This window comes from Shewanella sp. ECSMB14102, from assembly GCF_000813075.1.
Lineage (GTDB): Bacteria > Pseudomonadota > Gammaproteobacteria > Enterobacterales > Shewanellaceae > Shewanella > Shewanella indica.
On sequence record NZ_JWGX01000026.1, the window covers coordinates 57,249 to 82,216 of the forward strand.

Below are 24,968 nucleotides of genomic sequence, written 5' to 3' on the forward strand. Positions count from 1 at the left end.
GGGCGGTGTTTTTTTATGCCTGATTGGTCGCTGAGTGCCTCGGGGGGCCCCCTTTTCTTCTTTGCCTGCGAATGCCCAAATCAAGCACCTATTACCAGCACACCTTCACTACTATATAGTCGCTTGTTCACGTCGCTATTACAGCGGCATTGATTGAAGATTTGTAATCTCTGGTAGAACCGCTGCTGACTTGATTGCCGATGACTACAGAGACGAAAACACCCGCTGGGGCGGGTGTTTTCAGGGTTATTGCAGACTAGTGGCTATCAGTTGCGCACCAGTTCCAGCTCTTTGAGCAGGTTGTCGGCATGATCCACTTCATCCATCATCCACAGAATGTAGCGGATATCCACGTGTACGGCGCGGGTGATGGTGGGGTTGAAGTACCAATCTTTGGTAATGGCTTCATAGGTGGAGTCAAAGTTGAGACCAACCAGCTCGCCCTTGCCGTTAAACACGGGGGAGCCTGAATTGCCTCCTGTGGTATCTACGCTGGAGAGGAAGTTAACCGGTACAGAGTTGAACTCGGCGGGGTTATCCAGGCAGGAGAACAGGCGGCACAACCAGCTGCGGGGATCCTGATACAAGTGCTGCACCTTATGCTCGCCCAGTCGTCCCTGCTTGATGGCATCCAGCAGCTTCTGCGGTGCATTGTAGGGCTCGACACCTGTGTGCTTGGCGACTATTCCTTCCAGCTTGGTAAAGGGTTGCTTGTAGAGCGCATCACGGGACTGATAGCCATCGACCATACCATAGCTGATCCTTAAGGTGCCGTTGGCATCCGGATAGACAGGCTTACCCATGGCCTTGTTATAGGCGATGATCGCCTTCATGTAGGCGGGGCGGGCGATGGACAGCTTACCGGCCAGTTCCTTGTCGGCTTTTTCCTGCGCCATATTGGTGTCGTACAGGGCCACTGCCATACGAATGAAGGGATCGCTGCTGCTCTCGAAAGCTTCCGGCTTGGCCTGCATCCAGTCGAGGCGTTTTTCTGGGTCGGTCAGCTCGGTCAGGGCATACATGCCTTCGAGCTTGTCGCCCAGGCTGATGCCTTGCTCGGATGTCAGCAACTGATCCATCACGGCGACCCGGTTATCCTGCGCCAGGTAGGCGTCGATATCCATCTGCCAAAGGGTCTTGTCGACGCTGATATCGAAGCTGGAGTCAAGTCGCTTGAGACGGGCGGCGAACATCTTCATGTCACGCTCTTGATAACCCGCTTCGCGCTCGGCATCCGGCTTTTGGTTTTCTTTGGCCAGGCGATAAAGCTGCTTGGCGGCGCCGAGCAGAGCACTGGATTGAGCGTTGTCAAAATAGTAGCTCTGCTGATACTTGTGCTGTTGCTCGGCCAGCAGTTGTTCGAGCTCACTTAGTTGCGCCATTAACGGCTGTGCGTCTTTATCTTTGGCCAGCCAGTCGCGGAAGGCATTTTCCTCGACCTGCTTGATGGCGGCGATGTCAGTGGCGTGGAAGCCATCCAACAAGCCGTTGAGTTTTTTCATCCGGTTGGCCATGCCGGCCAGAGTCCCGGCATACTTGATGGCGATATCCTTGTCGGAAGCGCCCATGCCCTCAATGGTGTCGATTTTGGCCTGATAGCGGGCGGCTTGGGTCGGATAGAGCCAGTCGCTGGCGAATCTCAGCTCTGAGGTCAGGCGGTAGCGGCTGGTTGAACCCGGGTAACCGGCCACAAACACGCCGTCACCGGCCTTAACGCCATCGGCATTGACCTTGAGGAAGCTCTTGGGCTGATAAGGCACGTTATCCTCGGCATAGGCTGCCGGTTTGCCATCCTTGCCGACATAAGCCCTGAGGAAGGTAAAGTCGCCGCTGTGACGAGGGTATTCATAGTTATCTATGTCGCCACCGAAACCGCCAACACTCTCGGGTGGCGCATAAACCAGGCGCACATCGCGAATAATCAGCTGTTTGATCAGGTAGTATTCAAGTCCATTGTGGAAACTACGTACTGAGCAGCGGTAGTTGTCGTCGGCTTCACACTCTTTGACCAGCGCCTTGCTGTTGGCCTGGATGGCTTCATAACGCGCCAGTGGCTCGCTCGGCAGGTTGGCCGTTATTTTATCTGTGACATCTGTGACCGCCTCGGTGACATAGAGGCGCTCGTTGGGACCGGCCGAAGGCTCCAGGCGTTGTTCTTTGGCCAAAAAGCCGTCGGCCAGATAGTTGTGTTCTTTGGTGCTGTTGTATTGGATACCCCGATAGGCACAGTGATGGTTGGTGACAACCAATCCTTGGGGTGAGACGAAACTGGCGGTACAATAGCCGAGGCCCACCACGGCGTTCATGGGATACTTTCCGAGATCGGCCAGTTGCTCTGCCGGGATGGCGATGCCGCGCTCACTGAGCTTGTCGGCAATAGAGGGCATTTGGTAAGGTTGCCACTGCCCTTCATCGGCTATGGCGAGGCCGGAGGTCAGCGCCAAGGCTGCAGCCAATGCATTGCGCATGTTCATTCCTTATTTATTGTTAGTGTCCGTTTGGATATGAAAAACAGGTGATTGTAGGTGTAAAATTCCTGTTCTGATTGAACCGGGTTTTATATCACATTTTGCCTGATTGTTGGAGAGTTGGAGATTTATGCAACAGCAAGGTGCCTTTAAGGCCAAAGATAAGCGAAGAGACGTCCAGGTTGACGCGCTCAAGCTGCCCCCCCACTCCATTGAGGCGGAGCAATCCGTGCTCGGGGGACTAATGCTGGATGCAGAGGCCTGGGACAAGGTGTCCGAGGCCGTGGTCAGAGAAGACTTTTACTCCCGTTCCCACAGGCTGATTTTCAGTGCCATGCAAAAGCTGGTTGAAAACGGCCAACCCATAGATTTGATTACGGTTTCAGAACAACTGGAACTGACTGACGAGCTGGAAGATGCCGGTGGTTTTACCTACCTGGGGGAAATCGCCAAGAACACCCCCAGCGCCGGCAACATTCTCTCCTACGCCGAAATCGTGCGCGAGCGTGCCGTGGTGCGGGAGATGATCCGGGTAGCACATGAGATTGCCGACGCAGGTTATAATCCTGAGGGGCGGGACTCAGGTGCTTTGCTGGACTTGGCCGAAACCAAGGTGTTCAAGATAGCCGAGCAGCGTGCCAACGCCAACGAAGGCCCGGAGGGGATTAAGAGCATCCTCGAAAAAACGGTCGACAAGATTGAGCAGCTCTACAACAACCCGCACAACGGTGTGACCGGGGTATCCAGCGGCTTCTCCGATCTGGATAAGATGACCGCAGGTTTCCAGTCCGGTGACCTGGTTATTGTCGCGGCCCGTCCTTCCATGGGTAAGACCACCTTTGCGATGAACCTTTGTGAATACGCGGCGCTCAATGAAGACAAGCCAGTGCTTATCTTCAGTCTCGAGATGCCCTCGGAACAGATCATGATGCGTATGTTGGCGTCGCTTGGCCGGGTGGACCAGACCAAGATACGTACCGGCCAGCTGGATGATGATGATTGGGCGCGGGTGTCATCCACCATGGGGATCATGCTCGAGCAGGGCAAGATGTATATCGATGACAGCTCGGGCCTGACACCGACCGAAGTGCGCAGCAGGGCCAGGCGTATCGCCCGGGAATACGGTGGTCTGTCTATGATCATGGTCGACTACCTGCAGTTGATGCAGGTGCCGGCGTTGGCCGATAACCGGACCCTGGAAATTGCTGAAATCTCCCGCTCGCTCAAGGCTTTGGCCAAGGAGCTGGAGATCCCGGTGATCGCCCTGTCGCAGCTGAACCGCTCATTGGAGCAAAGGGCCGATAAACGCCCGGTAAACTCTGACTTGCGTGAATCCGGCTCTATCGAGCAGGATGCGGACCTTATCATGTTTATTTATCGTGACGAGGTGTATAACGACGATTCGCCCGATAAAGGCACGGCAGAGATCATCATAGGTAAGCAACGTAACGGCCCCATAGGCCGGGTCAGGCTGACTTTCCAGGGGATGTTCTCCCGCTTTGACAATTACGCTGGTCCGCAATTTGAAGAGGACTAAACCTCTGCGGACGGTTTTCCCGGCGCGGCCAGAGAGCGCGCCATCCAATCCAAGATTGAAGGTAAGCTTTGAAACCCTTTCCCAGAGCAGAGATTAGCAGCCGGGCGCTGCAACATAATCTGGCCAGGCTGCGTGAGATCGCGCCCGCCAGCAAAGTTATTGCTGTCGTCAAGGCCAACGGCTATGGCCACGGCTCACTGAACGTGGCCAAGAGCCTGAGTAGTGCCGACGGCTTCGGTCTGGCGCGGCTCGAAGAAGCGTTGGAGCTCAGGGCCGGTGGTGTAACGGCCAAGCTGTTGTTGCTCGAAGGTTTTTTTCGCAGTACTGAGTTGCCTCTACTGGTTAAGCATGACATAGACACAGTGGTGCATCATGAGTCGCAGTTGCAGATGCTGGAGCAAGCCAAGCTGGATAAGCCGGTAACTGTGTGGCTCAAGGTCGACAGCGGCATGCACAGATTGGGTTTTCGCAGCGACGAGTTTAGCGAGGTGTATCAGCGGCTGCTGGATTGCCCGCAAGTGGCCAAGCCCATCAATCTGATGACCCATTTCGCCTGCGCCGATGAGCCGGACAATGACTATACCCGCAAGCAGTTGGAGCATTTCAACCAGCTCACCGCCGGGTTGGATGGCGACCGTAGTCTGGCCAACTCGGCCGGTGCCCTCTATTGGCCCAGCAGCCAACAAAACTGGATCCGCCCGGGTATCGCCCTCTATGGGGTGTCGCCTGTGGTCGGTGACAGAGGCGCCAATCACGACCTGCAACCGGCCATGAGTCTGGTGTCACAGCTGATAGCCGTGCGCGAGCACAAGGCCGGAGAGAGCGTGGGCTATGGAAGCTTTTGGCGTTCATCAAGGGATACCCGCCTCGGGGTGGTGGCTATAGGTTATGGTGATGGTTATCCACGCAATGCCCCCGAGGGCACGCCTGTGCTGATTAATGGTCGCCGGGTGCCTGTGGTTGGCAGGGTGTCGATGGATATGCTGACTGTGGATCTGGGGCCGGATGCCCGGGATGTAGTTGGTGATGACGCCCTCTTGTGGGGGCCGGCGTTACCGGTGGAAGAGGTGGCGGCTCATATCGAAACCGTGGCCTATGAACTGGTGACCAAGTTGACTCCCAGAGTGGCTGTCTGCCTCGATTGACTCTGAATCATGCCATTGAGTTGGCAAATAATAAAGGGCGCCTCGGCGCCCTTTGTCATTACTGTCCTTCGAAACAGATCTCTATGTAGGCCGAGCCCTTGGGAGCGACAAAAGGCATGATGATCTTCTTGCCCTGAGCCTGATGGGAAATCTTGTGGCCTATGCCGGAAACCACCACAGGGGTGGCCATTTCAAACTCGTAGCCCTTGTCCGACAGCAGGTTCTTGGCGCCGCCGGTCACCATGTTGGTGATTTCCCCCACCAGATCTGTCACTTCTTCATTGATATTGCCGGGGTTTTCTCCCAGCATATTTTGCATTATCTCCAGGATCAGCCCTTGCTCAAAGGTGATCGACAGTGATCCTTTAGTCTGCGGGCCCACCATACCGATAAGTCCGGACACATCGCCCTTGGCCAGGTTATCTGTCTTGAGTCTGGGCTTGCCCGGGGTCAACTGCATGTTGGCCATGGTGGAAATCACATTGAGAAGTGACTGAAGAAAGGGATTGATAAAAGTGACATTCATGCCGGATTTGTTCCTCTTGCTGCCAAGGGATGCGAATAGTGTAAGGCTAATCCATAAGCGATTTGACTCCCGCCCACTGGATCACACTCTTATTAGCTTAGAACAATGGCTTGGGCTCTGTGGCGATTTCTTGCCCGGAAAAACAGTGCCCGGCATAAAAACCGGGCACAGAACGAGCTTCAGGAGACTTTTTCGATTTTGGCCGGCAGCCCTTGGCGGGCCGAGGCGCCGCTGGCCCAATCCACCAGAGGGTATGAACCCGAGCGGCTGGGATCCAGTACGGCGAGATCGTTGAGGTTAACCCCGGCACGGATCAGCGGGTTGGCGGCAACCTGCTTGTCATCTATGCTGAATGCCCGCGCGCCGAGCTCCTTGTGACCAAAGCCGTGTTCGATGGCGATACACTCGGGATGCACGCCGGCGACGCATTCCACCAGTGCCAGCACACTGCCGTTGGGGGTGCTGATTTTCACTGTATCCCCCGTGGCTATCCCCAATCTTTGGGCCGTGTCTTTATTGATCCGCACCGGATTATTGGGGTGCACCTGTCTGAGCCTGTCAGAGCCGATACTCATAGAGCTCATGGTGTGTGACTTGTAACTCGACAGCAACATGGGCCAGGACTGGCGGTCGAAGGCTTGCCTGAGGTCTGTGCCATCGGCCAGGCGTTGACCATAACTGCGCGGACAGCCACTGAGAAACTCGCCGCTCTGGGAGTGACGGCGACTACCCACCTGAGGGTTCCACAACATCATAGGCTTGGGCCAGACCTTGGTGGGGTTGCCCTCAGCGTCCCTGGCCTTGTTCATCGATTCGAAACGGCCACCGCGGGCATAGAGATAAGCCACTCTTGATGCTTCCTCTTCACCGAGACGAGCCTTGAGTTCGGGAATGATCCTGGCAACCCCGGACCAATAGAGATCTTCCTTGCCTATGGCGGGGACTTTTTCTCCCAACCAGGCGACGTTGGCGGCGCCGTAGAGAGAAAAGTCGGCGGCGCGAGTCAGCGGGTGGCGTGTGCCATCATGGGCCAGCACCGCATTTTCACCGAAGCCGGGCAAGGCCAGCGCCATGGCAATCCGGGTAAGAAAGCTTTCCATGCACACGGGATCGCCATCTACCGTGTGCTCCACCCTGGGTTTGACTATCGGCCAGCGGCCGGTGGCTATCTTGGTCATGGTGCCCTGCCAGGCCGAGGTCCAGCCCCAGGACTCATAGGTGAGGGTGTCCGGCACTATATAGTCGGATAACGCCGTGGTTTCGTTGATAAAGCTATCGATACTGATAAACAGCGGCAGCACCTTGGGATCTTTGAGTTTATCGCCTATGGCGGCGCCGAGCCCGGCCTGACCATAGACAGGGTTGCCCATATGGTTGATCCAGGCCTTGAGCGAATAAGGGTAACCGTTGACCGCCGCGGTTAGATGCTCGCTCAACATGGGCGCCGAGATCGGGAACCAGGGCTCCTTTGCCGGGTAGGGCGACTCGCCGGCCTGCTGCTTGCGCTTGTATTCCGAGCTTTTTTCATAGGGGAAACGGGAGCGCGACAGGAATACTCCCTTGGGCTGCACCATGCCGTCAAACTCGGCCAGATTGTAGCGTGGGCCTTTGCCGAAGGGGGGGAAAGTACCGCCCTTGGCCAGCGCGCCGCCCTTTTGGTTGATATTACCTATCATGGCGTTGAGCATCATGATGGCCCAGGCGGTATAGAAGCCATCACTGCTCATGGTGCCGCCGTGGCTGATCACCGCCGCCTTGCTGCCATGGCTGGTGAATTTGTTGGCCAGGGCTTCAATCTCATCGACCGGCACATCGCATTCGGCGCTGTATTGCGCCAATGTCTTGAGCCGGGCCGATTCGGCCAGCAGGCTGAAACTGCTCTTGCAGGCCAGGCTCTGGCCATTTGGGCCTGTGAGTCTGTGGTCCACTTCGAGCTGCGCCTTAGTGCAGGCCTCGGCGGCCATGGGTTCACCGCTGACGGCGTCCAGTACCAGCAAGGGGTCTTCATCACCGAAGGGCTTGCCGCTGAAGGCCAACCCCAATTCACTGGCGTGCAGATATTGGCCGTACCTCGGATGCGCCTGGTCTGAATGCACCAGGAAACCGGCATTACTGAAACCGCGGAAACCGGCGGCTTTGGCGGCCTTGGCATTGGGAGCGCTGAGAAACTCGGCGCTGTAGCGCTGATTGTCGATGATCCAGCGCAGCATAGCCATCGCCAGCGAGGCGTCTGTGGCCGGGCGGATTGGCAACCAGACATTGTCCGGCGCCGACGCCAGATTGGAGGTGTTGGGCAGCATGGGCGAAACCACAACATAGCTGAAGTTGCGGTTGTTGACCCTGGCATTGGCCATTTGCCGCGCTTGGCGCTTGAAGGGGTTGCCGGATTGCTGCGGTGAAGTGCCGATGAACAACAAGAACTCGGCATGATCCCAGTCCGGTTTCAAGTGGGCGTACTTTTTCAGATCGTCCAGCAAGGCGCCGGCACCGGCCCGATAGCTGAAGCCACAGTAAGAGCCGTGGTTGGCAAAGTTACGGGTGCCGAAGCTATTGAAGGTGAAGCGTTTTATCAGCGTGTCCCGCCCCTCATCCGAGGCGTTGCTGACCAATAGCTGATTGGCCTTGGGGCCATATTCAGGATTGGCGGGATCCAAAGGCGTGTTGAGATCGCGAATCGCCCTGAGTCCATCCACATGGCCTTCACCAAACAGATCGCCACCTTCGACAACCTCCTTGAGCAACTGCTCGAATGCTATGCTCTGCCACTGGCCCGAACCTCTGGGGCCGACCCGTTTCAGGCAGCGTGTTACCCGATAGGGGCTGTCCAATAACTCCAGCATGGCGTTGCCGCGGGCGCAGGCGGTGGAACGCCCGGCAAGCCCCTGTTCTTGCCAGGCGCTGGTGGCCACCAGGGCATCGCGCACCGGGGTGTCAAAGTCCAGGTGTTCACGGGCCGACAGCGGATGATAAGGATTACCGTTGATACGGATAATGCTGTCGGTTTCATTATCGATACGGGCCCGCACCCCGCATTTGGTCCAGCAGCCGAAACACATGGTATTGGCCAGACGCTGGTTGTCATTGGCGCTCAGTTGGCCGCTATTCAGGTCGACCTTGAGTTCAGGTGCCAGCGAGTTGCCATGAATCGCTTCTTGGGTATTTTTGCCCGAGCTGCCATTGACCAGGCCCTTGCCCAGCTGGGTTAGGGTGTGGCTGTAGCCTGCAACAAATAGTCCGGTACCACCTGTGATGGCAGCCCCTTTGATAAAACGGCGTTTACTCTTGTCCATTATGCGGCTCCTTTCAGTCCGGTGGCAGACTGACGTATCAGTTCGGAAATCAGGGTGATCAGGGCCAGCCATAGGCCAAAGGTACCCAGGATCCCCAGCAGCCCCTGTGGGCCCCAGGGCAGTTCATAGAAGTAGGTGCCGGCGCCATACTTGGGATCCGTCTGCGCCTGGATAAGCACCAGCCAGCGAAAGCCCCAAGCCAGGTGGATAGCGGCAAAGCTGCCAAACAGCAAGGCCCAGCGGGGCAGATGTCTGAAGGCCAGCAGCAGCGCCAACAAGGCCAGGGTTGCCAGCACCCAGATAGCGGCCAGCTGCCAACTGGGGCTGTCGCCGAGTAGCAATCTGGCTTCATTGGCGCTGTTGCCGCCACTGAGAGCCCAGCCGATAAGCAACAGGGCAAACAGGGCGAAGGAACCGCGTAGCCAGAGCAGCAGCTGTTTGTCGGTCTCCTGCTTATGACCATTGAACAGGCGGTTGAGCCAAATCAGCATGCCGCTGCCGGCGGCCAGGGCGCTGGCGGCGAACAGAGGCGGCAGCCAGTAACTGTGCCACAGCGGCCTGGCCTTGATGGCCATGGTTTCCATGCCGGTGTAGAGGGCGATACTCAGACCACTGAGCAGGGCAACCCAGGCCAGAGGCTTGAGCCAGGGCTCGCCTTGCCAGTTCCCCAGGCGTAACCAGTATCCCAGGCGGCTCCAGCCATCTTTGGGCTGAGTCGGAAGGGAAGGGCGCAGCAAGAGGTAGGCAAAGGCCAGCGCCGCTGCCATAAATAGCGGTAGTAACCAGGCGCCATACCACATCCAGGAATCCAGCCTGAGCTGCATATAGAAGTGCCAGGCGCGGGCGGGTTGGTGCAGATCGGCCAAGAGTGCCACAGGTGCCACTATGGCTGTGCTGAGGATCAGGCTGCCACAGAGTGTCAGCAGGCGCTTATCCTTGGCGCCGGGGCGGATAATGGTCAGCGCCGCAATCCACACTGCGGAATAGGCCAGTCCCATCATAAAGAAGTATTGCACCGCCCAGGGTAACCAGGTGATGGCGATATCCGGGGTCAAGATCTCTTTAATGTCCATGGTGCAACTCCTCTCCAGTGGCGGTCATCAGGCTGCGAACCGGCGCTTCGCCGCGGATCCTTTCTTCAAATGCGGCTGTCATCCCCAGGTAGAATACGCAGGGCGAGGTTTCGGCCGAGGGCTTGAGTACCTTGATCTCGTCTCTGTGCTCGGCCAGCATGCGACTGATTTGGCTGCCGGGATCGTTGAGATCGCCGATGATCCTGGCTTCACCGACACAGGTTTCGACGCAGGCCGGTAGCAAGCCCGCCTCCAGCCGATGGGCGCAGAAGGTGCACTTGTCGGCGGTGTTGGTGTCATGGTTGATAAAGCGTGCATCGTAGGGACAGGCCTGAACACAGTAGCCGCAGCCGACACACCAGTGGCTGTCGACTACCACTATGCCGTCCTGGCGCTGGAATGTGGCGCCAGTGGGGCAAACCGGGATGCAGGGGGGATTTTCGCAGTGATTGCAGAGCCTGGGCAGCATCATAAAGGCGCTTTCCTGCCCTTGGGTCACTTCATACTGGTTGACTGTGGTACGAAACTGCCCCAGTGGGGGTTGATTTTCTATGGTGCAGGCGACAGTACAAGCCTGGCAACCGACGCAGCGGCGCAGATCGATCAGCATGCCATAGCGTTTGCCACTGGTTGCCTGGGGCTTGGCGGTCGATGCCTGGGCGACGGGCAAAAACGCAGCTCCGGCGCTGATGGCGGCGATTTGCCCCAGTAGTTGACGTTTACTCTTGTCCATACAGACTCCTGAGTCTTGCGGTGATTGGAAACCCACCGGGCTCCTGTTGCCTGTATTCTCGGCAACTGGCGCCCCTGGTCTCTATAGTGGTTTTCCACATATCGGGGCTGCTATTGATCCAGCGCAAGAAATTGAGGCTAGAATGGCGGGCAGACTGATGTTGCTCCTGCCGCTTGTGGCCGCAACATTTCCTAACCGGAGCTAAAACCAAGAGATGAGAATCCTGTATCTGCTGTGTTATCTGTTTGCGGCTGTACTGCTCGGCCATTGGTCGTCAGCTGCGGCAGCGACTGAGCCTTTGCCGGTATCAGGCCCAGCTATGACAAGCGGAGCGCTGACCGATAAGGCCGTGGTGGATATAGGTGTGTTGGCTACCCGGGGCTACAGCGACAGCATTAACCGTTGGCAACCCACCATGAATTGGCTCGAGCAGCAGATCCCGGGATATTACTTTCGCCTGCACCCCTTGACGCTGGAGCAGCTGTCGCAGGCGGTGGCCGCTCAGGAGCTGGACTTTGTGATCACCAATCCGGGCCAATCTGTGCTGTTGGCGCGGCAGTATTCCTTAAGCTGGCTGGCAACCCTCAAAAGCCGCCTCAATGCCGGTGAGCCGATGCAGGTGGGTTCGGCGCTGGTGGTAAGAAGCGAGTCCAGCCTGCAACATCTGCAAGATCTCAGGAACAAGCGCCTGGGGATAGTCTCGACCCAGGCCTTCGGCGGCTACCTGACCTTGGTGTATGAAGCGCGGCTCAAGCAGATAGACCTGCCAAGCTATGTGGCCGAGATCCAATCTTTGGGATTCCCGCTGGATAATCTGCTCTATCGCCTGCGCGATGGCAGCATAGACGCCGCCGTGGTGCCAGTCTGCCAGTTGGAGCAGATGGCGGCGGAGGGGCTTATCGATGCCGGGCACTATCGGGTGCTGGACAATCAGGCACCGGCAGGGTTTGCCTGCGAGGTGTCGACCCGCCTCTATCCCAACTGGTCTATGGCCAAGACCAGTCGTGCCAGTCAAGGGCTGGCCAAGCAGTTGACCCTGGCCCTATTGGCACTGCCGGAAGACAGTGAGGCGGCCAAAATGTCCGGCTCGCTGGGGTGGACCACGGCGGTCAGTCAACTGGCCATTGATAAGCTGCTCAAGGATCTGGACCTGCACCCATTGCAGGCGCCTTGGTGGCAAAGGGCGCTGCAGTGGCTCAAGGCTCACAGTCATTGGGGCTGGAGCTTGCTGGCGCTGCTGGTGCTGCTCAACGGTTATCACTTCTGGCTCGAATACAGTTTCAGCCGCCGCGGCCGGGAACTGGCCAAGGCCCAGCGGCAACTGAGTGAAAACCTCAGTTTGCTGGAACATGCCCAGCGGGCGGCGGTGGCCGGTGAACTGGGGGCCAGTCTGGCCCATGAGTTGAACCAACCTTTGGCGGCCATAGGCAACTATTGCCACGGCGCCAGTGTCAGGCTGCAACAGGGGCAACTTGACAAGTTGCCGCTGGCACTGGAACAGATACAGTCGGAAGTGGGCCGCGCCCACGGTATCATTCAAAGGCTCAGGGGGCTTTTGAAAAAGCGCCCGCCGCAAAAACAGTTGCAGCCGTTCAGCCCCTTGCTGAGCGAGACGCTTATTCTGCTGGGGCATGAATTGGAGAAACAAGCGATCCGCGTCGATTGGCAGATTGTCGGCGAAGAAAGACCCATGCAACTGGATACGGTCGCCATGCAGCAACTCTTGTTGAATCTGCTTAAAAATGCCATCGAAGCCTTGGCTGAAGAGCCTAAGGTCGAGCGCCTTATTGCGCTGCGGCTGGATTATCAATCTCAGCCCGGCAAGCTCTTGCTGGAAGTGCAGGACAATGGCCCTGGACTTAAACAGGATGGCAAGAGCCTGATGCAGGCCTTTACCAGTACCAAGACAGATGGCCTGGGGCTGGGGCTGGTGATCTGCCGGGAAATCGCCGAGAGCCATGGCGGCAGCATCAGCCTGCTGCAGCCGCCTGAGGGCGGTTGTCTGGTCACAGTGTTGCTGGCTTAAACCCGTTTTGCCAAGGAGAAAGAAAAATGCCGGGACAATTTGCTGCTCAAAACAGTTCACCGACCGATGACAAGCGTCAGTCAGTCTATCTGGTGGATGACGATGATTCGGTGCGGCGCTCGTTGGGGTTTATGCTGGAAGGCTATGGTTTTGAGGTGCAGGCCTTTGAAGATGCCGAGCATTTTCTCAAGGCGCAGCTGTTGGATCTGCCCGGCTGCCTGATCCTCGATATGCGTATGCCAGGGCTCAGTGGGGCGCAGCTGCAGCAACTGCTCAACGAGCGTAATAGCCCGCTGGCGGTGATCTTTCTCACCGGCCATGGCGACGTGCCGCTGGCGGTGGATGCACTTAAATCCGGCGCGGTGGACTTTTTTCAAAAACCCGCCGATGGCGCTCGCCTGGCCGAGGCGGTCACCAAGGCGCTGAGTCACTCTGCCGAAATCGCCAAGCGCCGAAAGCTGCAAGGCATCTACCAGGCGCTGACTCCGAGGGAGAAAGAGATATTGCATCTCATCGCCAAGGGCTATAAGAACCAGCAGATAGCCGACGAACTCTGCATCGCCATGCGCACAGTGGAGATCCACAGATCCAACCTGATGAAGGGCATGCAGGTGAGCTCGCTGGCTGAAATGTTGTTGATTTATGCCGGGATAGAGACAGAGTTTGAGTAACTCGGGTCAAAAGTCTTCGGCGGCAACAGAATGACCTTTGATTCGGGTTTATGAGCGGGATTTATCTGCGGCTGTCGTTTTATGGCCACAGAGGGTAAAATAGCGGCCCATTTTTGCGTACCGGATCTGTGAATGCCAAGCTCTATCGATGCCAACCGCCGTTTTTCCATTGCCCCCATGCTGGATTGGACGGATCGCCATTATCGTTACTTTGCCCGGCTGATGTCGAGTCAGACGCTGCTCTACACTGAGATGGTGACCACAGGCGCGATACTACATGGCAAGGGCGATTATCTGGCTTATAACCAGGAAGAGCACCCGCTGGCATTGCAATTGGGCGGCTCCAATGTTGAGGATCTGGCCCGCTGCGCCGAAATCGCCCAGCAAAGGGGGTATGACGAAGTAAACCTCAATGTGGGGTGCCCTTCGGATAGAGTTCAGAACGGCCGCTTTGGCGCTTGTTTGATGGAAGATCCCGAGCTGGTGGCCCATTGCGTCGATGCCATGCGCCAGAAGGTGGATATCCCGGTGACGGTCAAGACCCGCATCGGCATAGACGACAAAGATTCCTACGAATTTCTTTGTGACTTCATTACCAAGGTGAGTGCCGCCGGCTGCGATACTTTTATCGTTCATGCCCGCAAGGCCTGGTTGCAGGGGCTTAGTCCCAAGGAAAACCGTGAGATCCCGCCATTGGATTATCCCAGGGTTTATCAATTGAAGCAGGATTTTCCCGGCCTGCATATCAGCATCAATGGTGGTATCAAGAGCTTTGAAGAGATGCATACCCATCTGGCCCAGCTGGATGGGGTGATGGTGGGGCGCGAAGCCTACCAAAACCCCTATCTGCTGGCCGAGGTGGATCAGAAGATCTTTGGCCTCGATAGCCAGGTTATGAGTCGCGATCAGGTGGTGGATGCCATGTTGCCCTATGTGGAAGCTCATTTGCAGTCGGGTGGCCGCTTGAATCATATCAGCAGACACATGACAGGCTTGTATCAGGGGATCCCCGGCTCTCGTAGTTGGCGCCGTCATCTGAGCGAGAATGCCCACAAGCCGGGTGCCGGCATAGAAGTGTTACTGCAGGCCCGTGAAATGATGCACAGCGGAGTTTGACCTTGCTGTAATACCCGAGTGGTGAAAATAGCTATGGTGATAGTGCTTTTTACCAACAGATAGGAAATTGCTGTATTTTTGTGCTGTCACGGTCAGTCATTCTGTGTTAATGATTGGCCGTTTTTATTTTTATTTCATTTAATATCATATCCTTAATCGAAACTTTTCCCAGTTGGCACGCCCTTTGAATTAGTCATCTTGACCGCTGACCCGTTCAGCTTAACCAGAAAGGGATGACAAGCATGAAAACTTCCAACCTGACTATTCAATCTCTGTTTCTTGGCGTTGTTATGGCTTCAGCCAGTGTTTCAGCCCAGGCCGATGTACTGCCTACCCAACCTATCTTCAGTGCTGTTGAACAGAACCTGAGTCAGCAGGCTCAGACCATGTTGCTCAGTGCCAAGCGCGAAATGCTGGCCTCTCTGCAACAGGAACTGGAGCGTAGCGTGGCCCAACTGAGCGACGAGATGACTCAAGAAACCCTGAGTCAGATCACCGAGTTACCCGTGGAGACCAGTGTTCTGACCCAAGCCAAGGATTGAGGTGCCTATGTGGATAAATAGCACTTTGGCACTACTGATGTTTCTGCCGTTGCTTGGTTACACCCTGATGGCGTTGTTAGCCTGCGGTGCCCGGCAGATACAGTTAACGAGATAATCGGAGTCAGTTATGTTTGATTTGGAACGTACACTCAAGGGAAATTCTTCCATCGTCTGTGGCCTATGCCGCGATATGGCCGAGCGTTTTGGCTGGTCGGTATTCTGGACCCGAATTGTTGCCGCAGTCATCACTCTGATGCACCCATTGCTTGGATTGACGGCTTACTTTGCCCTGGCACTGCTGTGGCCCAAGTGGGTGAAATGAGTATGTATAACAGGAGTCGAAACAAGCACAGAAGATATAGGTTGCTGTCTCAGTTACTGGTGTGGAGCATAGTCGGCGCGCTGATCCTTATGGTCTCTCTGCTCAGCCGCGAGTTTATGTCAGTGGGGATCTGGGGTAGCCCGTTTTTATGGCTGGATGCCGAAAATTGGAGCTGGGTGTTGACCCTGATAACCGCGATGCTGGCATTGGTGTGGGCCGCAATGACTTTCAGTGTGTTGGCAGTGGTGTGCGTACTTTGTGTTGCTGCGGCATTACTGATGTTTATCAGCGGCTTTGCAATGATTTGGCCCGTGCTGGTTTTGGCATTGGCAGTATGGGGAATAGGCAAGTCCAGTCAATGGCAGGAGTAGTGTTGCTGCGACTGGCTTGGTGTCAGCCCAGCCGCAGCAACATTGGATTCAGCTTCGATGATTTAACCTTTGTTGAGAAACTGGCGGAAAACCGCTTTGGCTTCATCGCTCTGCAGACGCTGGCCGAAGAGTTCCAACTCCTGATGCATCTGGTGTTGTACCCGGCTCTTGTGTGGCCGCATAAGTTGTCTGGTGAGTTGCAGCGCCTGAGGTGGCTTGGAAGCCAAGGCTTTGGCCTTTTCCAGCGCATAAGGGAAGAGCTCTGCCGGACTCAACATGCGGTTGATGAGTTTGAGATCCAGCGCCGTTTCGGCATCGAAACTCTCGCCCAGCAACAGCAGCTCAGAGGCCTTTTGATAGCCGACCAATTCAGGCAGTAGCAGGCTGGAGCCGGCTTCAGGCACCAGTGCCAGGTCGATAAAGGGCAAGCGGAACTGGGCTGTATTATCGGCATAGACCAGGTCACAATGCAGCAATAGCGTGGTGCCGATTCCGACAGCGGCTCCGCTGACAGCGGCGACCAAGGGCTTTTTCAGCTCCAGCAGGCAAAAGAGAAATCGCACTGCAGGGTGGTTGGGCCCCAGATCCGGCTGCTTGAGAAAATCAGCCACATCATTGCCTGAAGTAAAGCAGTTTTCACTGCCTGTCAGCAGAAAGGCGCGGATCTCGTTGTCCGCTTCCCCCTGGATCAGGTATTCTGTAAGCTGCTTATACATATCGAGATCGAGGGCGTTACGTTTATCCGGGCGGTTAAAACGTATGATACGTACACCCTGCTCATCCTGAACCTGAATCGTGCTCATTCGTTGTTTCCTTTACTGACGAAATGGGTTTTACATGGAGTTTAAGACATAGATGGCGATATTCAAACAACTGTTTAAAGTTATCTTGCTGGCCGGTATCAGTGCCAGCGCCTTCGCCTCGAACATAATGCTCGAACAAGGATATATCCGGGCCATGCCCGCTTCTGTTCCCAATACGGCGGCGTATCTGACACTCAGCAACCATGGCGCGGCGACTGAGCTGGTTTCTGCCAGCACCCCTGTGGCCCGTGAAACCATGCTGCATACCCTGATTGAAGAGGACGGCTTGGTTAAAATGCGCCATGTGGCGGCTTTCCCGCTGCCTGAGCATGGTCAGTTGACGCTGCAAAGCAGTGGCGATCACATTATGATCATGGGCCTCAAGGCGCCGTTGCAGTTGGGGCAAAAAGTGCCTATGACACTGAGTTTTGCCAATGGTGAAACCCTCAATATCGAACTCGAAGTAAAATCCCCCCATGATGCTCCTGCAGCCCAAGAGCATCATCATCACCATCATTAAGGAGAACCCGGGATGCAAATGACATGGAAAAAAGGTGTCGGTGCTGCGGCCATAGTGTTCGTTATCGCATACGGCATCAGTGTTTGGTGGAGTATTGAACCCGATGTATTGACCCCTGAGGTGATGACATCGGAAAAAGGCGAAAAGATAACAGGTTATGCCACCACCAGCGCGCTGATAAATACCATGGAGACCTTGCTGGATAAGCAAGGAGGTTGGTTGTCCAACGACATGATGCCGCCTTCTGTGATGATGGACAACATGCCGGCGTTTGAATTCGGCGCCCTTGAGCAGGTGCGGGATCTTGCCTTGATCATGCGTAAAGAATTCAGCCGTTCTCAGTCACAGTCCACAGCCGATAAAGATCTGCTGGAAGCACACTCCAAGCTGAATATCGAGCATACCAGTTGGCTGGTGCCCAGTGCCGAGAGCGAATATCGTGATGCCATCAAGCTATTGAAGGTTTACCGGGCGCGGATGATGGATCCCAATAACCCGGATGCTCAGTTTTATGCTCGCGCCGATAACCTCAATGAATGGTTGAAAGAGGTGCAGAAGCGTTTGGGCAGCATGTCACAGCGTCTGGCAGCCAGTGTGGGTCAGGAGAGGTTGAATACCGATCTTGCCGGCGACAGTGCCGCGCGTCAGTCGACCCCCAACCTGGCGAGCCAGCAGATTAAGACCAGCTGGTGGCAAATAGACGATGTTTTCTATGAATCCAGAGGCTCTGCCTGGGCCTTGCTGAATTTCATGAAGGCGGTAGAGGTCGATTTTGCCGACGTACTGAAGAAAAAGAATGCCGAAGTGAGTCTCAAACAGATCATCCGTGAACTGGAAGCGACTCAGCAAACAGTCTGGAGCCCAATGGTCCTCAACGGTTCCGGATTCGGTTTGGTGGCCAACCATTCCTTGGTGATGGCCAACTATGTGTCCCGCGCCAATGCCGCGGTGATTGATTTAACCAACTTGCTTTCACAGGGTTAATTTATGAAAAAGACTTTATTGGCGACAGCCTTGCTGGCTTCTTTGATGGCGACCTCCGCCCAGGCAGCAACAGTCGTAGGCTTTAAGGTAGGCGCCGATTACTGGAAAGGAGATGCCAGCGGTACTTTCGCCGAGAAAGGCCAGCCGCAGCAGGAGTTCAACTATGACTCTTCCGCCCAGTACAGCCTTTGGTTCAGCGTTGAGCACCCTGTGCCACTGCTGCCCAACCTGAAGATCCGCGAAAACCGCCTGAAAGAAGATGGCGCGATGAGCAATGCTAACTTCAGTTTCAACGGCCACACCTTCAGCGGTGATGTGTACGCTACGGCCGACCTGAGCAACACAGACTTTATCCTCTACTATGAGTTATTGGACAATGACCTCGTTGCTCTGGATGTGGGTGGTGCCTATAAGTTGATGGATGGTTCTTTCCGGGTGGCTGACAAGGGGCATCCGGAAGAGCGTGATATCGACAGCGGTGTGGTCATGGGTTATGCCAATGCCGAGGTGGGCCTGCCTTTCTTTGGCCTGTACGCCTTTGCCGATGTGTTGGCCGGTATCAATGAGTCCAGTGTTTATGACTATCAAGTAGGCCTGGGCTGGGAGTTTGATGGTGTAGCGTTGGATACTCGGGTGCGTGCCGGCTATCGCGACTTTAAATTTGACGTAAACGGCTTCAATGGCATGAGCAGTAATATGCAGTTTGACGGCTTCTTTGCCGGTGTGGAACTGGTGTTCTAATTCCGTTATCCGTTGATAAATGACAATAAAAAACCGCCAGCTGGCGGTTTTTTATTGGCTGAGCTCCAGCTTATTGCTGTGCAGGAGTTGTCAGGCCGTTGTTGATTGAGATGACATCATCTTCATTCAGGGTGCCTGTGGCCTGCTTCAGTGCCAATATCGACTTGATATAGCCGTAACGGGCGTTGGACAGCTGGCGTTTGGAATCATACAGATCCCGGGTACGGTTCAGCACGTCAACTATGGTACGGGTACCTACTTCAAAACCGGCTTGAGTGGCTTTCAATGCACTTTCGGAAGAGAGCACTGACTGCTCATAGGCCTTGATGGAGCTGATAGAAGCACCAACATTGTTGAAGTTGTTGCGAACATTTTTGACTACCTGGCGGTAGGTCTGCTCCAATCTCTGACTGGCTTCAACATAGGCATATTGCGCTTGTTTCACCTGAGAGCTGACCTTGAAACCTTCAAAGATAGGTACACTGAGGTTGACGCCTACGGTACCGTTATCGAAATCAGGTTGGTTCTGACTGCCGATTTCCTGCTCCAGGCCCTTGGTATAACCGGCATTCAGGCTCAGAGACGGCATATGGCCGGCCTTATAGAGGCTGATGGTTTCCTGAGCGATATCTTTACCGATACGCTGGGTCAGCAGGTCGACACTGTTGGTCTCGGCCATTTTAAGCCAATCGTTTGGCATGGCTGGAGTTGGGCTGGCCGCAGAGAAACGGTCTGTATCCAGAATGTCGATGCTCTTGTGATCTATGCCGGTGATTTCACGCAGGGCTTCATAGCTGTTGATCAACTCGTTCTCGGCCAGGATTTCGGCTGCGGTCGCCAGGTCATACTGAGCCTGTGCTTCATGGACATCGGTAATGGCTGTCAGACCAACAGCAAAGCGCTGTTTGGTTTGCTCCAATTGCCGCTCAATGGCACGCTTCTCGGCGCCTTTGAACTCGTAATTGTCCTTGGCGGCCAACACGTCAAAGTAAGCGGTTGTTACCCGGGTGATCAGCGTTTGCAGGGCTGAGGCATAGACGGCGTCGGCCTGTGATGCGGCTTTCTCCGCCAGGCTTAAACCGACCCAGGCAGAATGATTATAGATGACCTGGTTAAGCTTGATTGCACCTGTCAGGCCACTGGTGTCATCAGAGGGATCGTTCCAGGCTTTGTCATAACCGACATTGGCACTGATAGTCGGCAGCAGAGGTGCACGACTTTCTTCAATTTTTTCATACAACTGGTCTCTTTTGGCCTTGGCCTGGAGCACCACTGGATCATTGGTTAATGCCTGCTGATATATCTGAAGTAAATCGTCGGCTTGAACGGCCGGGGCAGAAACTGCGAGCGTTAACGCCGCGCATAAAGTGCGGATCTTGAATTTCATTGGCTGTCCTTATAGACAAACACCCTGTGACGGGCGGTTTCAACTTCGTTAGACTGTTAATGCCTTTGATAAAGGCGGTTTGCGCTTCCCGACGCTTCCCGATACAGCAAAACTTAATGGTTTTGATACTAAAAAATCAACCGTTTTCAAGTCAATTCGGAAGTGTAACAGATTTTATTGGTAAATGGTGCCGGGTGGTTTGAAATTGCACCTTTTATAGCTAAAGCGGAGTGAAAATGGCAGTAGAAAAATTCACCAAAGAGGATGTTCAGGTGCTGGGGCAGCGCACGTTATACCGGGGATTTTTCCGGATGGAGGAATACCGTTTCCGTCATCGGTTGTTTGCCGGGGGCTGGAGCGATGAAGTGACTCGTGAGGTGTTTGAGCGCGGCCATGCAGTGGTGGTTTTACCCTATGATCCGCGAGAAGACAAAGTGGTGCTGATAGAACAGGTGCGATTCCCGGCATTGGAAACCAGTGAATCTCCTTGGTTGCTGGAGTTGGTGGCGGGTATGATTGCCCCCGGCGAAGTGGCCGAGGAGGTCGCCAAACGGGAACTTTTGGAAGAAACCGGACTCAACTCCAGTGCAATTTCGGCCGTAAGCAGTTATCTTTCCAGCCCCGGAGGTTGTAGTGAGCGTTTCTACTTCTATTGGGCTGAGGTGGACTCATCCAACGCAAACGGGCTGCACGGCTTGGCCGAAGAGCATGAAGATATTCGGTTGCATGTGCTTTCCCGCACTGATGCTTATGCCAAGGTGCTCAGTGGCGAAATCGACAATGCTTCGACTGTACTCGGGCTGCAATGGTTGCAGCTCAATTATCAAAATTTACTGCAGGCCAATGAACAAGAGAGACAGTGACAAGAAATACCAGCCGGATGTCAGCCGCTTTTTAGCCTTGTGTGGTCGCAACTACGGCCATATTCAGCGCTGGTTACCGGATGAGGGGGAAGTGGGCGAAAGCTGGCAGGTAGAAGGGGATTTCGGTTGTCTGGATGTCGAGCTGCTGGAAAATACCCGCTATACCCAGCTGGTGAGTATTTCCCGTCATGTGGGGAAGGGCGGATTAGTGCCTGTCCCCAAAGTTACCGTGCGGATTTATCATGATGCTAAATTAGCAGAAGTGTTAAGCAGCCGACAGATTTACCAATTGCGGCCAGTGTATGATTATCCGAACTTACGCATGTATCACCGCGATGAAAAGTACCAGGTAAACGCCTTCCTGGAGGAGTTATTGAAAATAGACTGTCAGGCGCGCCTCGTTTGTCAGTCCTGAGATTGGGTAATCAAAGTGCTGAAAGAGGCAATCACATACGGTATTCCTGAGGACAAGAGCGTTCGTTTGGTGCAGATCACAGATCCTCACCTGTTTGCCGAACCTGAAGGACAGCTTCTTGGCGTCAATACCGCCAACAGTCTCAACGCCGTTATCAATACTATCCAGGCCGTCAAGTATCCCGCCGACATGCTGCTGGCCAGTGGTGACATCAGTCAGGATTATTCCGGTGAGTCATACCGTAACTTTGTTGAAGCGATCAAGCCGTTAAACCTTCCCTGCCACTATATTCCAGGTAATCACGACGACCCCAGGATCATGTATTTGCATATGCAGGGCGAGCGTGTCTATGGTCACAGGCGGGTGTTGGCCGGGAATTGGCAGATTATCCTGCTGGACTCTACAGTGCGGGGAAAACCCGGTGGTCATATGGCCGAAAGCGAAATTGAGATCATCCGTAGTGCCATCGCCGCCGAACCTGACAGGCATGTGCTGTTGGTGATGCACCATAACCCTGTGTTGGTGGACTGCACCTGGTTGGATCAACATTGCATGGACAACGGTGCCCAGTTCCTCAAAGAAATGGGGCGTTACCCTCAGATAAAGGGCATGCTCTGGGGTCATGTTCATCAGCAACTGGATACTGAATATCAGGGGGAAGGTCACAAGCTTTCCTTGATGGCGACACCATCGACCTGTATTCAATTCAAACCCTTGTCGTCCTATTTTGCGCTGGATGCACTACAGCCAGGCTACCGTTTACTGGAGCTCAAGCCAGATGGTAGCATGCTCACCAATGTTTATCGGATCCCGGGCGAACGCTTCGCACCGGATGCTGAGGCCAGCGGCTACTGAGTTTGTTTTGGAGCAGTGGCCCCTTGTGAGGAACTATGCTGCTCTATATTCACGGTTTCAACAGTTCTCCCTTGTCTGACAAGGCTGTGCTTACCCGTACCTATATTGAACAACACTTTCCCGGTGTGCGACTGGAACAGCCACAACTACCCACTTCGCCCAAGGTGGCGATGGAACTACTGATTCAGTTGACCGAAGCCGCCAAGGCCAGCGGCGAGCCACTGGCGTTTATCGGATCATCCCTCGGCGGTTATTTTGCCTCTTGGTTGGCAGAGCGTTATGGCGGCAAGGCGGTACTGATTAACCCGGCGGTGCGCCCCTTTGAGCTCTTTGGTGATTATTTGGGGGCACAGTACAACCCCTATACCGATGAACACTATCAATTATTGCCGGAGCATCAGCTACAGCTGATTGAATTTGATACGCCGGTCATTCTCAATCCGGATCGTTTTTTTGTATTATTACAGACTGCCGATGAGGTACTGGATTATCGCCAGGCCCTGGGCAAATATCACTGCTGTGAGATGCTGCTGGAAAGCGGTGGAAACCATAGTTTTGTGGGTTACGGCGACAAGCTGGGCTCAGTCTGCCGTTTTTTACACTTATCTTGACAATCAGATCCTCGCGGCCCACCATGGCCTGAACATAAAAGACAGTGTGCGCTATGACCAATCAATACACCTCCGATGCCATTGAAGTACTGAACGGACTGGATCCGGTAAAACGCCGTCCCGGCATGTATACCGATACCACTCGACCCAACCATATGGGTCAGGAAGTCATAGATAACAGTGTCGATGAGGCCTTGGCCGGGTTTGCAACTCGAATCGATGTGGTGTTGCACACAGACAACTCCCTTGAAGTTACAGACGATGGCCGTGGTATGCCGGTGGATATTCACCCTGAGGAGGGGATCCCCGGGGTCGAGCTGATCCTGACCAAATTGCACGCCGGTGGTAAGTTTTCCAACAAAAACTATCAATTTTCCGGTGGTTTGCACGGGGTGGGGATCTCTGTGGTCAACGCCCTTTCTCGAAGAGTCGAGATCACTGTGCGCCGCGATGCCAAAGTCTATGAAATGGCCTTCGAGCATGGCGATAAGGCCGAGAGTCTCAGGGAAACCGGTACCTGCGGGCGCCGCAATACCGGCACCCGGGTGCAATTCTGGCCTGAGCCCAGCTATTTTGATTCGCCCAACTTTTCGGTCACCAAGCTGACTTACCTGTTGCGGGCCAAGGCAGTGCTCTGCCCCGGGCTCAGAATTCGTTTCACCAACAAACAAAACGCTGAGGTCCATGAGTGGTTTTATGAAGAGGGTCTGACCGACTATCTGAAAGACTCCCTTAAAGAGGCACCGGCTCTGCCGCAGGAGCCTTTTGTTGGTAGTATCAAAACCAATTTGGAAGCCGCCGACTGGGCCATTACCTGGCTGCCCGAGGGCGGAGACAGTATCAGCGAAAGCTATGTTAACCTGATCCCAACGCCGCTTGGTGGTACCCATGTGAACGGTTTCCGTCAGGGACTGCTCGAGTCGATGCGTGAATTCTGTGAGTTTCGCAACCTGATCCCAAGAGGAATTAAGCTTAGCCCGGAAGATATCTGGGATAAGGCCAGTTTTATTCTGTCGGTGAAGATGCAAGATCCGCAATTTGCCGGTCAGACCAAGGAGAAACTCTCCAGCCGCCAGTGCTCTGCATTTGTGTCGGGTGTGGTGCGTGATGCCTTCAGCCTCTGGCTCAACAGCAACACAGATCAGGCCGAACTGCTGGCCGAAATGTGCATCAATAACGCCCAGAAGCGTCTCAGGGCGGCGAAGAAAGTTGCCCGCAAGAAGGTCACTTCCGGCCCTGCTCTGCCCGGTAAACTGACCGACTGTACCGGCCAGGACCCGGCGCGTTCCGAGTTATTTCTGGTGGAAGGGGACTCGGCCGGTGGCAGTGCCAAACAGGCCAGAGACAGAGAATTTCAGGCGATCATGCCGCTGCGGGGTAAGATCCTCAACACCTGGGAAGTGGAAGCGAGCCAGGTGCTGGCCTCTCAGGAAGTGCACGATATCTCAGTGGCTATAGGCTGCGATCCCGACAGCGACGATATTTCCGAACTCAGGTACGGCAAGATCTGTATTCTCGCCGATGCCGACTCAGACGGTTTGCACATAGCGACCTTGCTGTGCGCGCTGTTTCTGAAGCACTATCGCACCTTGGTTGAAAAGGGGCATGTGTATATCGCCATGCCGCCACTGTTCCGTATCGATATAGGTAAAGAAGTGTTTTACGCTTTGGATGAGCCTGAAAAGCAAGGCATTCTTGACCGGATTGCCGCAGACAACAAGAAAGGTAAAGTGCAGGTCACCCGCTTTAAAGGTCTGGGTGAGATGAACCCACTGCAACTGAGGGAAACGACCATGGATCCCAACACCCGTAGATTGGTGCAGCTGACGATAGACGATGTCGACGAGACGGTGGCATTGATGGACATGTTGCTGGCCAAAAAGCGTTCGGGTGATCGCAAGTCGTGGCTGGAAACCAAGGGAGACCTTGCTCAGCTGTAATCGCCCTTGATGTGCCAATAACTATAAAA

General features: G+C 54.9%; 23 protein-coding genes. 16 read left to right on the plus strand and 7 right to left on the minus strand.

Annotated features, from left to right (window positions below):
- Nucleotides 1-266: 266 nt before the first annotated feature.
- Nucleotides 267-2,468: a S46 family peptidase gene (locus RC73_RS09870; RefSeq protein WP_039034473.1), complete on the minus strand. Its 2,202-nt coding sequence runs from the start codon at nt 2,466-2,468 to the stop codon at nt 267-269.
- Nucleotides 2,469-2,598: 130 nt separating this feature from the next.
- Here RC73_RS09870 and dnaB point away from each other — a divergent pair, with 130 nt between their 5' ends.
- Entirely contained in the window at nt 2,599-4,005 is a 1,407-nt protein-coding gene (gene dnaB / locus RC73_RS09875) for a replicative DNA helicase (RefSeq protein WP_039034474.1), read from the plus strand.
- 68 nt (nt 4,006-4,073) lie between these two features.
- On the plus strand, nt 4,074-5,150 hold the full coding sequence (gene alr / locus RC73_RS09880) for an alanine racemase (RefSeq protein WP_039034475.1): 1,077 nt from the start codon (nt 4,074-4,076) through the stop codon (nt 5,148-5,150).
- 58 nt (nt 5,151-5,208) lie between these two features.
- Here the strand turns inward: alr and RC73_RS09885 are convergent, their stop codons facing one another.
- The 4 genes from RC73_RS09885 to dsrO form a co-directional block, all read right to left on the minus strand.
- The gene (locus tag RC73_RS09885) at nt 5,209-5,676 is read right to left on the minus strand and encodes a chemotaxis protein CheX (protein ID WP_039034476.1); all 468 of its coding nucleotides are present in this window, start codon (nt 5,674-5,676) and stop codon (nt 5,209-5,211) included.
- Nucleotides 5,677-5,855: 179 nt separating this feature from the next.
- Nucleotides 5,856-8,966 carry a tetrathionate reductase subunit A gene (locus tag RC73_RS09890; protein ID WP_039034477.1) on the minus strand — a complete coding sequence of 1,037 codons (3,111 nt, stop codon included), beginning with the start codon at nt 8,964-8,966 and terminating at the stop codon, nt 5,856-5,858.
- The gene (gene nrfD, locus RC73_RS09895; RefSeq protein ID WP_039034478.1) at nt 8,966-10,039 is read right to left on the minus strand and encodes an NrfD/PsrC family molybdoenzyme membrane anchor subunit; all 1,074 of its coding nucleotides are present in this window, start codon (nt 10,037-10,039) and stop codon (nt 8,966-8,968) included. The genes RC73_RS09890 and nrfD overlap by 1 nt, the downstream gene beginning before the upstream one ends.
- The gene (gene dsrO / locus RC73_RS09900) at nt 10,029-10,772 is read right to left on the minus strand and encodes a sulfate reduction electron transfer complex DsrMKJOP subunit DsrO (RefSeq protein ID WP_039034479.1); all 744 of its coding nucleotides are present in this window, start codon (nt 10,770-10,772) and stop codon (nt 10,029-10,031) included. The genes nrfD and dsrO overlap by 11 nt, the downstream gene beginning before the upstream one ends.
- A 214-nt stretch (nt 10,773-10,986) precedes the next feature.
- On the opposite strand from dsrO, the gene RC73_RS09905 reads away from it, so the two are divergent.
- The 6 genes from RC73_RS09905 (at nt 10,987) to RC73_RS09930 (ending at nt 15,820) form a co-directional block, all read left to right on the plus strand.
- Nucleotides 10,987-12,798: a sensor histidine kinase gene (locus RC73_RS09905; RefSeq protein ID WP_052248119.1), complete on the plus strand. Its 1,812-nt coding sequence runs from the start codon at nt 10,987-10,989 to the stop codon at nt 12,796-12,798.
- Between the two features lie 26 nt (nt 12,799-12,824).
- On the plus strand, nt 12,825-13,469 hold the full coding sequence (locus RC73_RS09910; RefSeq protein ID WP_052248120.1) for a response regulator transcription factor: 645 nt from the start codon (nt 12,825-12,827) through the stop codon (nt 13,467-13,469).
- Nucleotides 13,470-13,601: 132 nt separating this feature from the next.
- Nucleotides 13,602-14,585: a tRNA dihydrouridine(20/20a) synthase DusA gene (dusA, locus tag RC73_RS09915; RefSeq protein WP_039034480.1), complete on the plus strand. Its 984-nt coding sequence runs from the start codon at nt 13,602-13,604 to the stop codon at nt 14,583-14,585.
- A 242-nt stretch (nt 14,586-14,827) separates the two neighbouring features.
- Nucleotides 14,828-15,127, plus strand: a complete 300-nt coding sequence (locus RC73_RS09920; RefSeq protein WP_039034481.1) for a hypothetical protein — start codon at nt 14,828-14,830, stop codon at nt 15,125-15,127.
- Nucleotides 15,128-15,254: 127 nt separating this feature from the next.
- Nucleotides 15,255-15,449 carry a PspC domain-containing protein gene (locus tag RC73_RS09925; protein ID WP_025009353.1) on the plus strand — a complete coding sequence of 65 codons (195 nt, stop codon included), beginning with the start codon at nt 15,255-15,257 and terminating at the stop codon, nt 15,447-15,449.
- Nucleotides 15,450-15,490: 41 nt separating this feature from the next.
- Nucleotides 15,491-15,820, plus strand: a complete 330-nt coding sequence (locus RC73_RS09930; RefSeq protein ID WP_025886876.1) for a hypothetical protein — start codon at nt 15,491-15,493, stop codon at nt 15,818-15,820.
- A gap of 62 nt (nt 15,821-15,882) precedes the next feature.
- On the opposite strand, the gene RC73_RS09935 is transcribed toward RC73_RS09930, so the two are convergent.
- Nucleotides 15,883-16,623, minus strand: a complete 741-nt coding sequence (locus tag RC73_RS09935) for an enoyl-CoA hydratase (protein WP_039034482.1) — start codon at nt 16,621-16,623, stop codon at nt 15,883-15,885.
- A gap of 52 nt (nt 16,624-16,675) precedes the next feature.
- Between RC73_RS09935 and RC73_RS09940 the strand changes: the two genes are divergently transcribed.
- Genes RC73_RS09940 through RC73_RS09950 form a run of 3 tightly spaced genes read left to right on the plus strand, consistent with a single transcriptional unit; the run spans nt 16,676 to nt 18,868 of the window.
- Nucleotides 16,676-17,143 carry a copper chaperone PCu(A)C gene (locus tag RC73_RS09940; protein ID WP_039034483.1) on the plus strand — a complete coding sequence of 156 codons (468 nt, stop codon included), beginning with the start codon at nt 16,676-16,678 and terminating at the stop codon, nt 17,141-17,143.
- A gap of 12 nt (nt 17,144-17,155) precedes the next feature.
- On the plus strand, nt 17,156-18,127 hold the full coding sequence (locus tag RC73_RS09945) for a DUF2333 family protein (protein WP_039034484.1): 972 nt from the start codon (nt 17,156-17,158) through the stop codon (nt 18,125-18,127).
- A gap of 3 nt (nt 18,128-18,130) precedes the next feature.
- The gene (locus RC73_RS09950) at nt 18,131-18,868 is read left to right on the plus strand and encodes a TIGR04219 family outer membrane beta-barrel protein (protein ID WP_039034485.1); all 738 of its coding nucleotides are present in this window, start codon (nt 18,131-18,133) and stop codon (nt 18,866-18,868) included.
- Between the two features lie 70 nt (nt 18,869-18,938).
- Here the strand turns inward: RC73_RS09950 and tolC are convergent, their stop codons facing one another.
- On the minus strand, nt 18,939-20,255 hold the full coding sequence (tolC, locus tag RC73_RS09955; protein ID WP_039034486.1) for an outer membrane channel protein TolC: 1,317 nt from the start codon (nt 20,253-20,255) through the stop codon (nt 18,939-18,941).
- Nucleotides 20,256-20,491: 236 nt separating this feature from the next.
- Between tolC and nudF the strand changes: the two genes are divergently transcribed.
- From nudF to parE, 5 genes are read left to right on the plus strand one after another with little or no spacing between them, the layout of a single operon-like run.
- Complete coding sequence (nudF, locus tag RC73_RS09960; RefSeq protein WP_039034487.1) at nt 20,492-21,118, plus strand: ADP-ribose diphosphatase; 627 nt, start codon at nt 20,492-20,494, stop codon at nt 21,116-21,118.
- Complete coding sequence (locus RC73_RS09965) at nt 21,099-21,533, plus strand: DUF1249 domain-containing protein (RefSeq protein WP_039034488.1); 435 nt, start codon at nt 21,099-21,101, stop codon at nt 21,531-21,533. Before nudF ends, RC73_RS09965 begins: the two co-directional genes overlap by 20 nt.
- 15 nt (nt 21,534-21,548) lie before the next feature.
- Nucleotides 21,549-22,388: a 3',5'-cyclic-AMP phosphodiesterase gene (gene cpdA, locus RC73_RS09970; protein ID WP_039034489.1), complete on the plus strand. Its 840-nt coding sequence runs from the start codon at nt 21,549-21,551 to the stop codon at nt 22,386-22,388.
- Nucleotides 22,389-22,423: 35 nt separating this feature from the next.
- Nucleotides 22,424-22,999: a YqiA/YcfP family alpha/beta fold hydrolase gene (locus tag RC73_RS09975; RefSeq protein ID WP_039034490.1), complete on the plus strand. Its 576-nt coding sequence runs from the start codon at nt 22,424-22,426 to the stop codon at nt 22,997-22,999.
- A 53-nt stretch (nt 23,000-23,052) separates the two neighbouring features.
- Complete coding sequence (gene parE, locus RC73_RS09980; RefSeq protein ID WP_039034491.1) at nt 23,053-24,939, plus strand: DNA topoisomerase IV subunit B; 1,887 nt, start codon at nt 23,053-23,055, stop codon at nt 24,937-24,939.
- Nucleotides 24,940-24,968 lie beyond the last annotated feature (29 nt).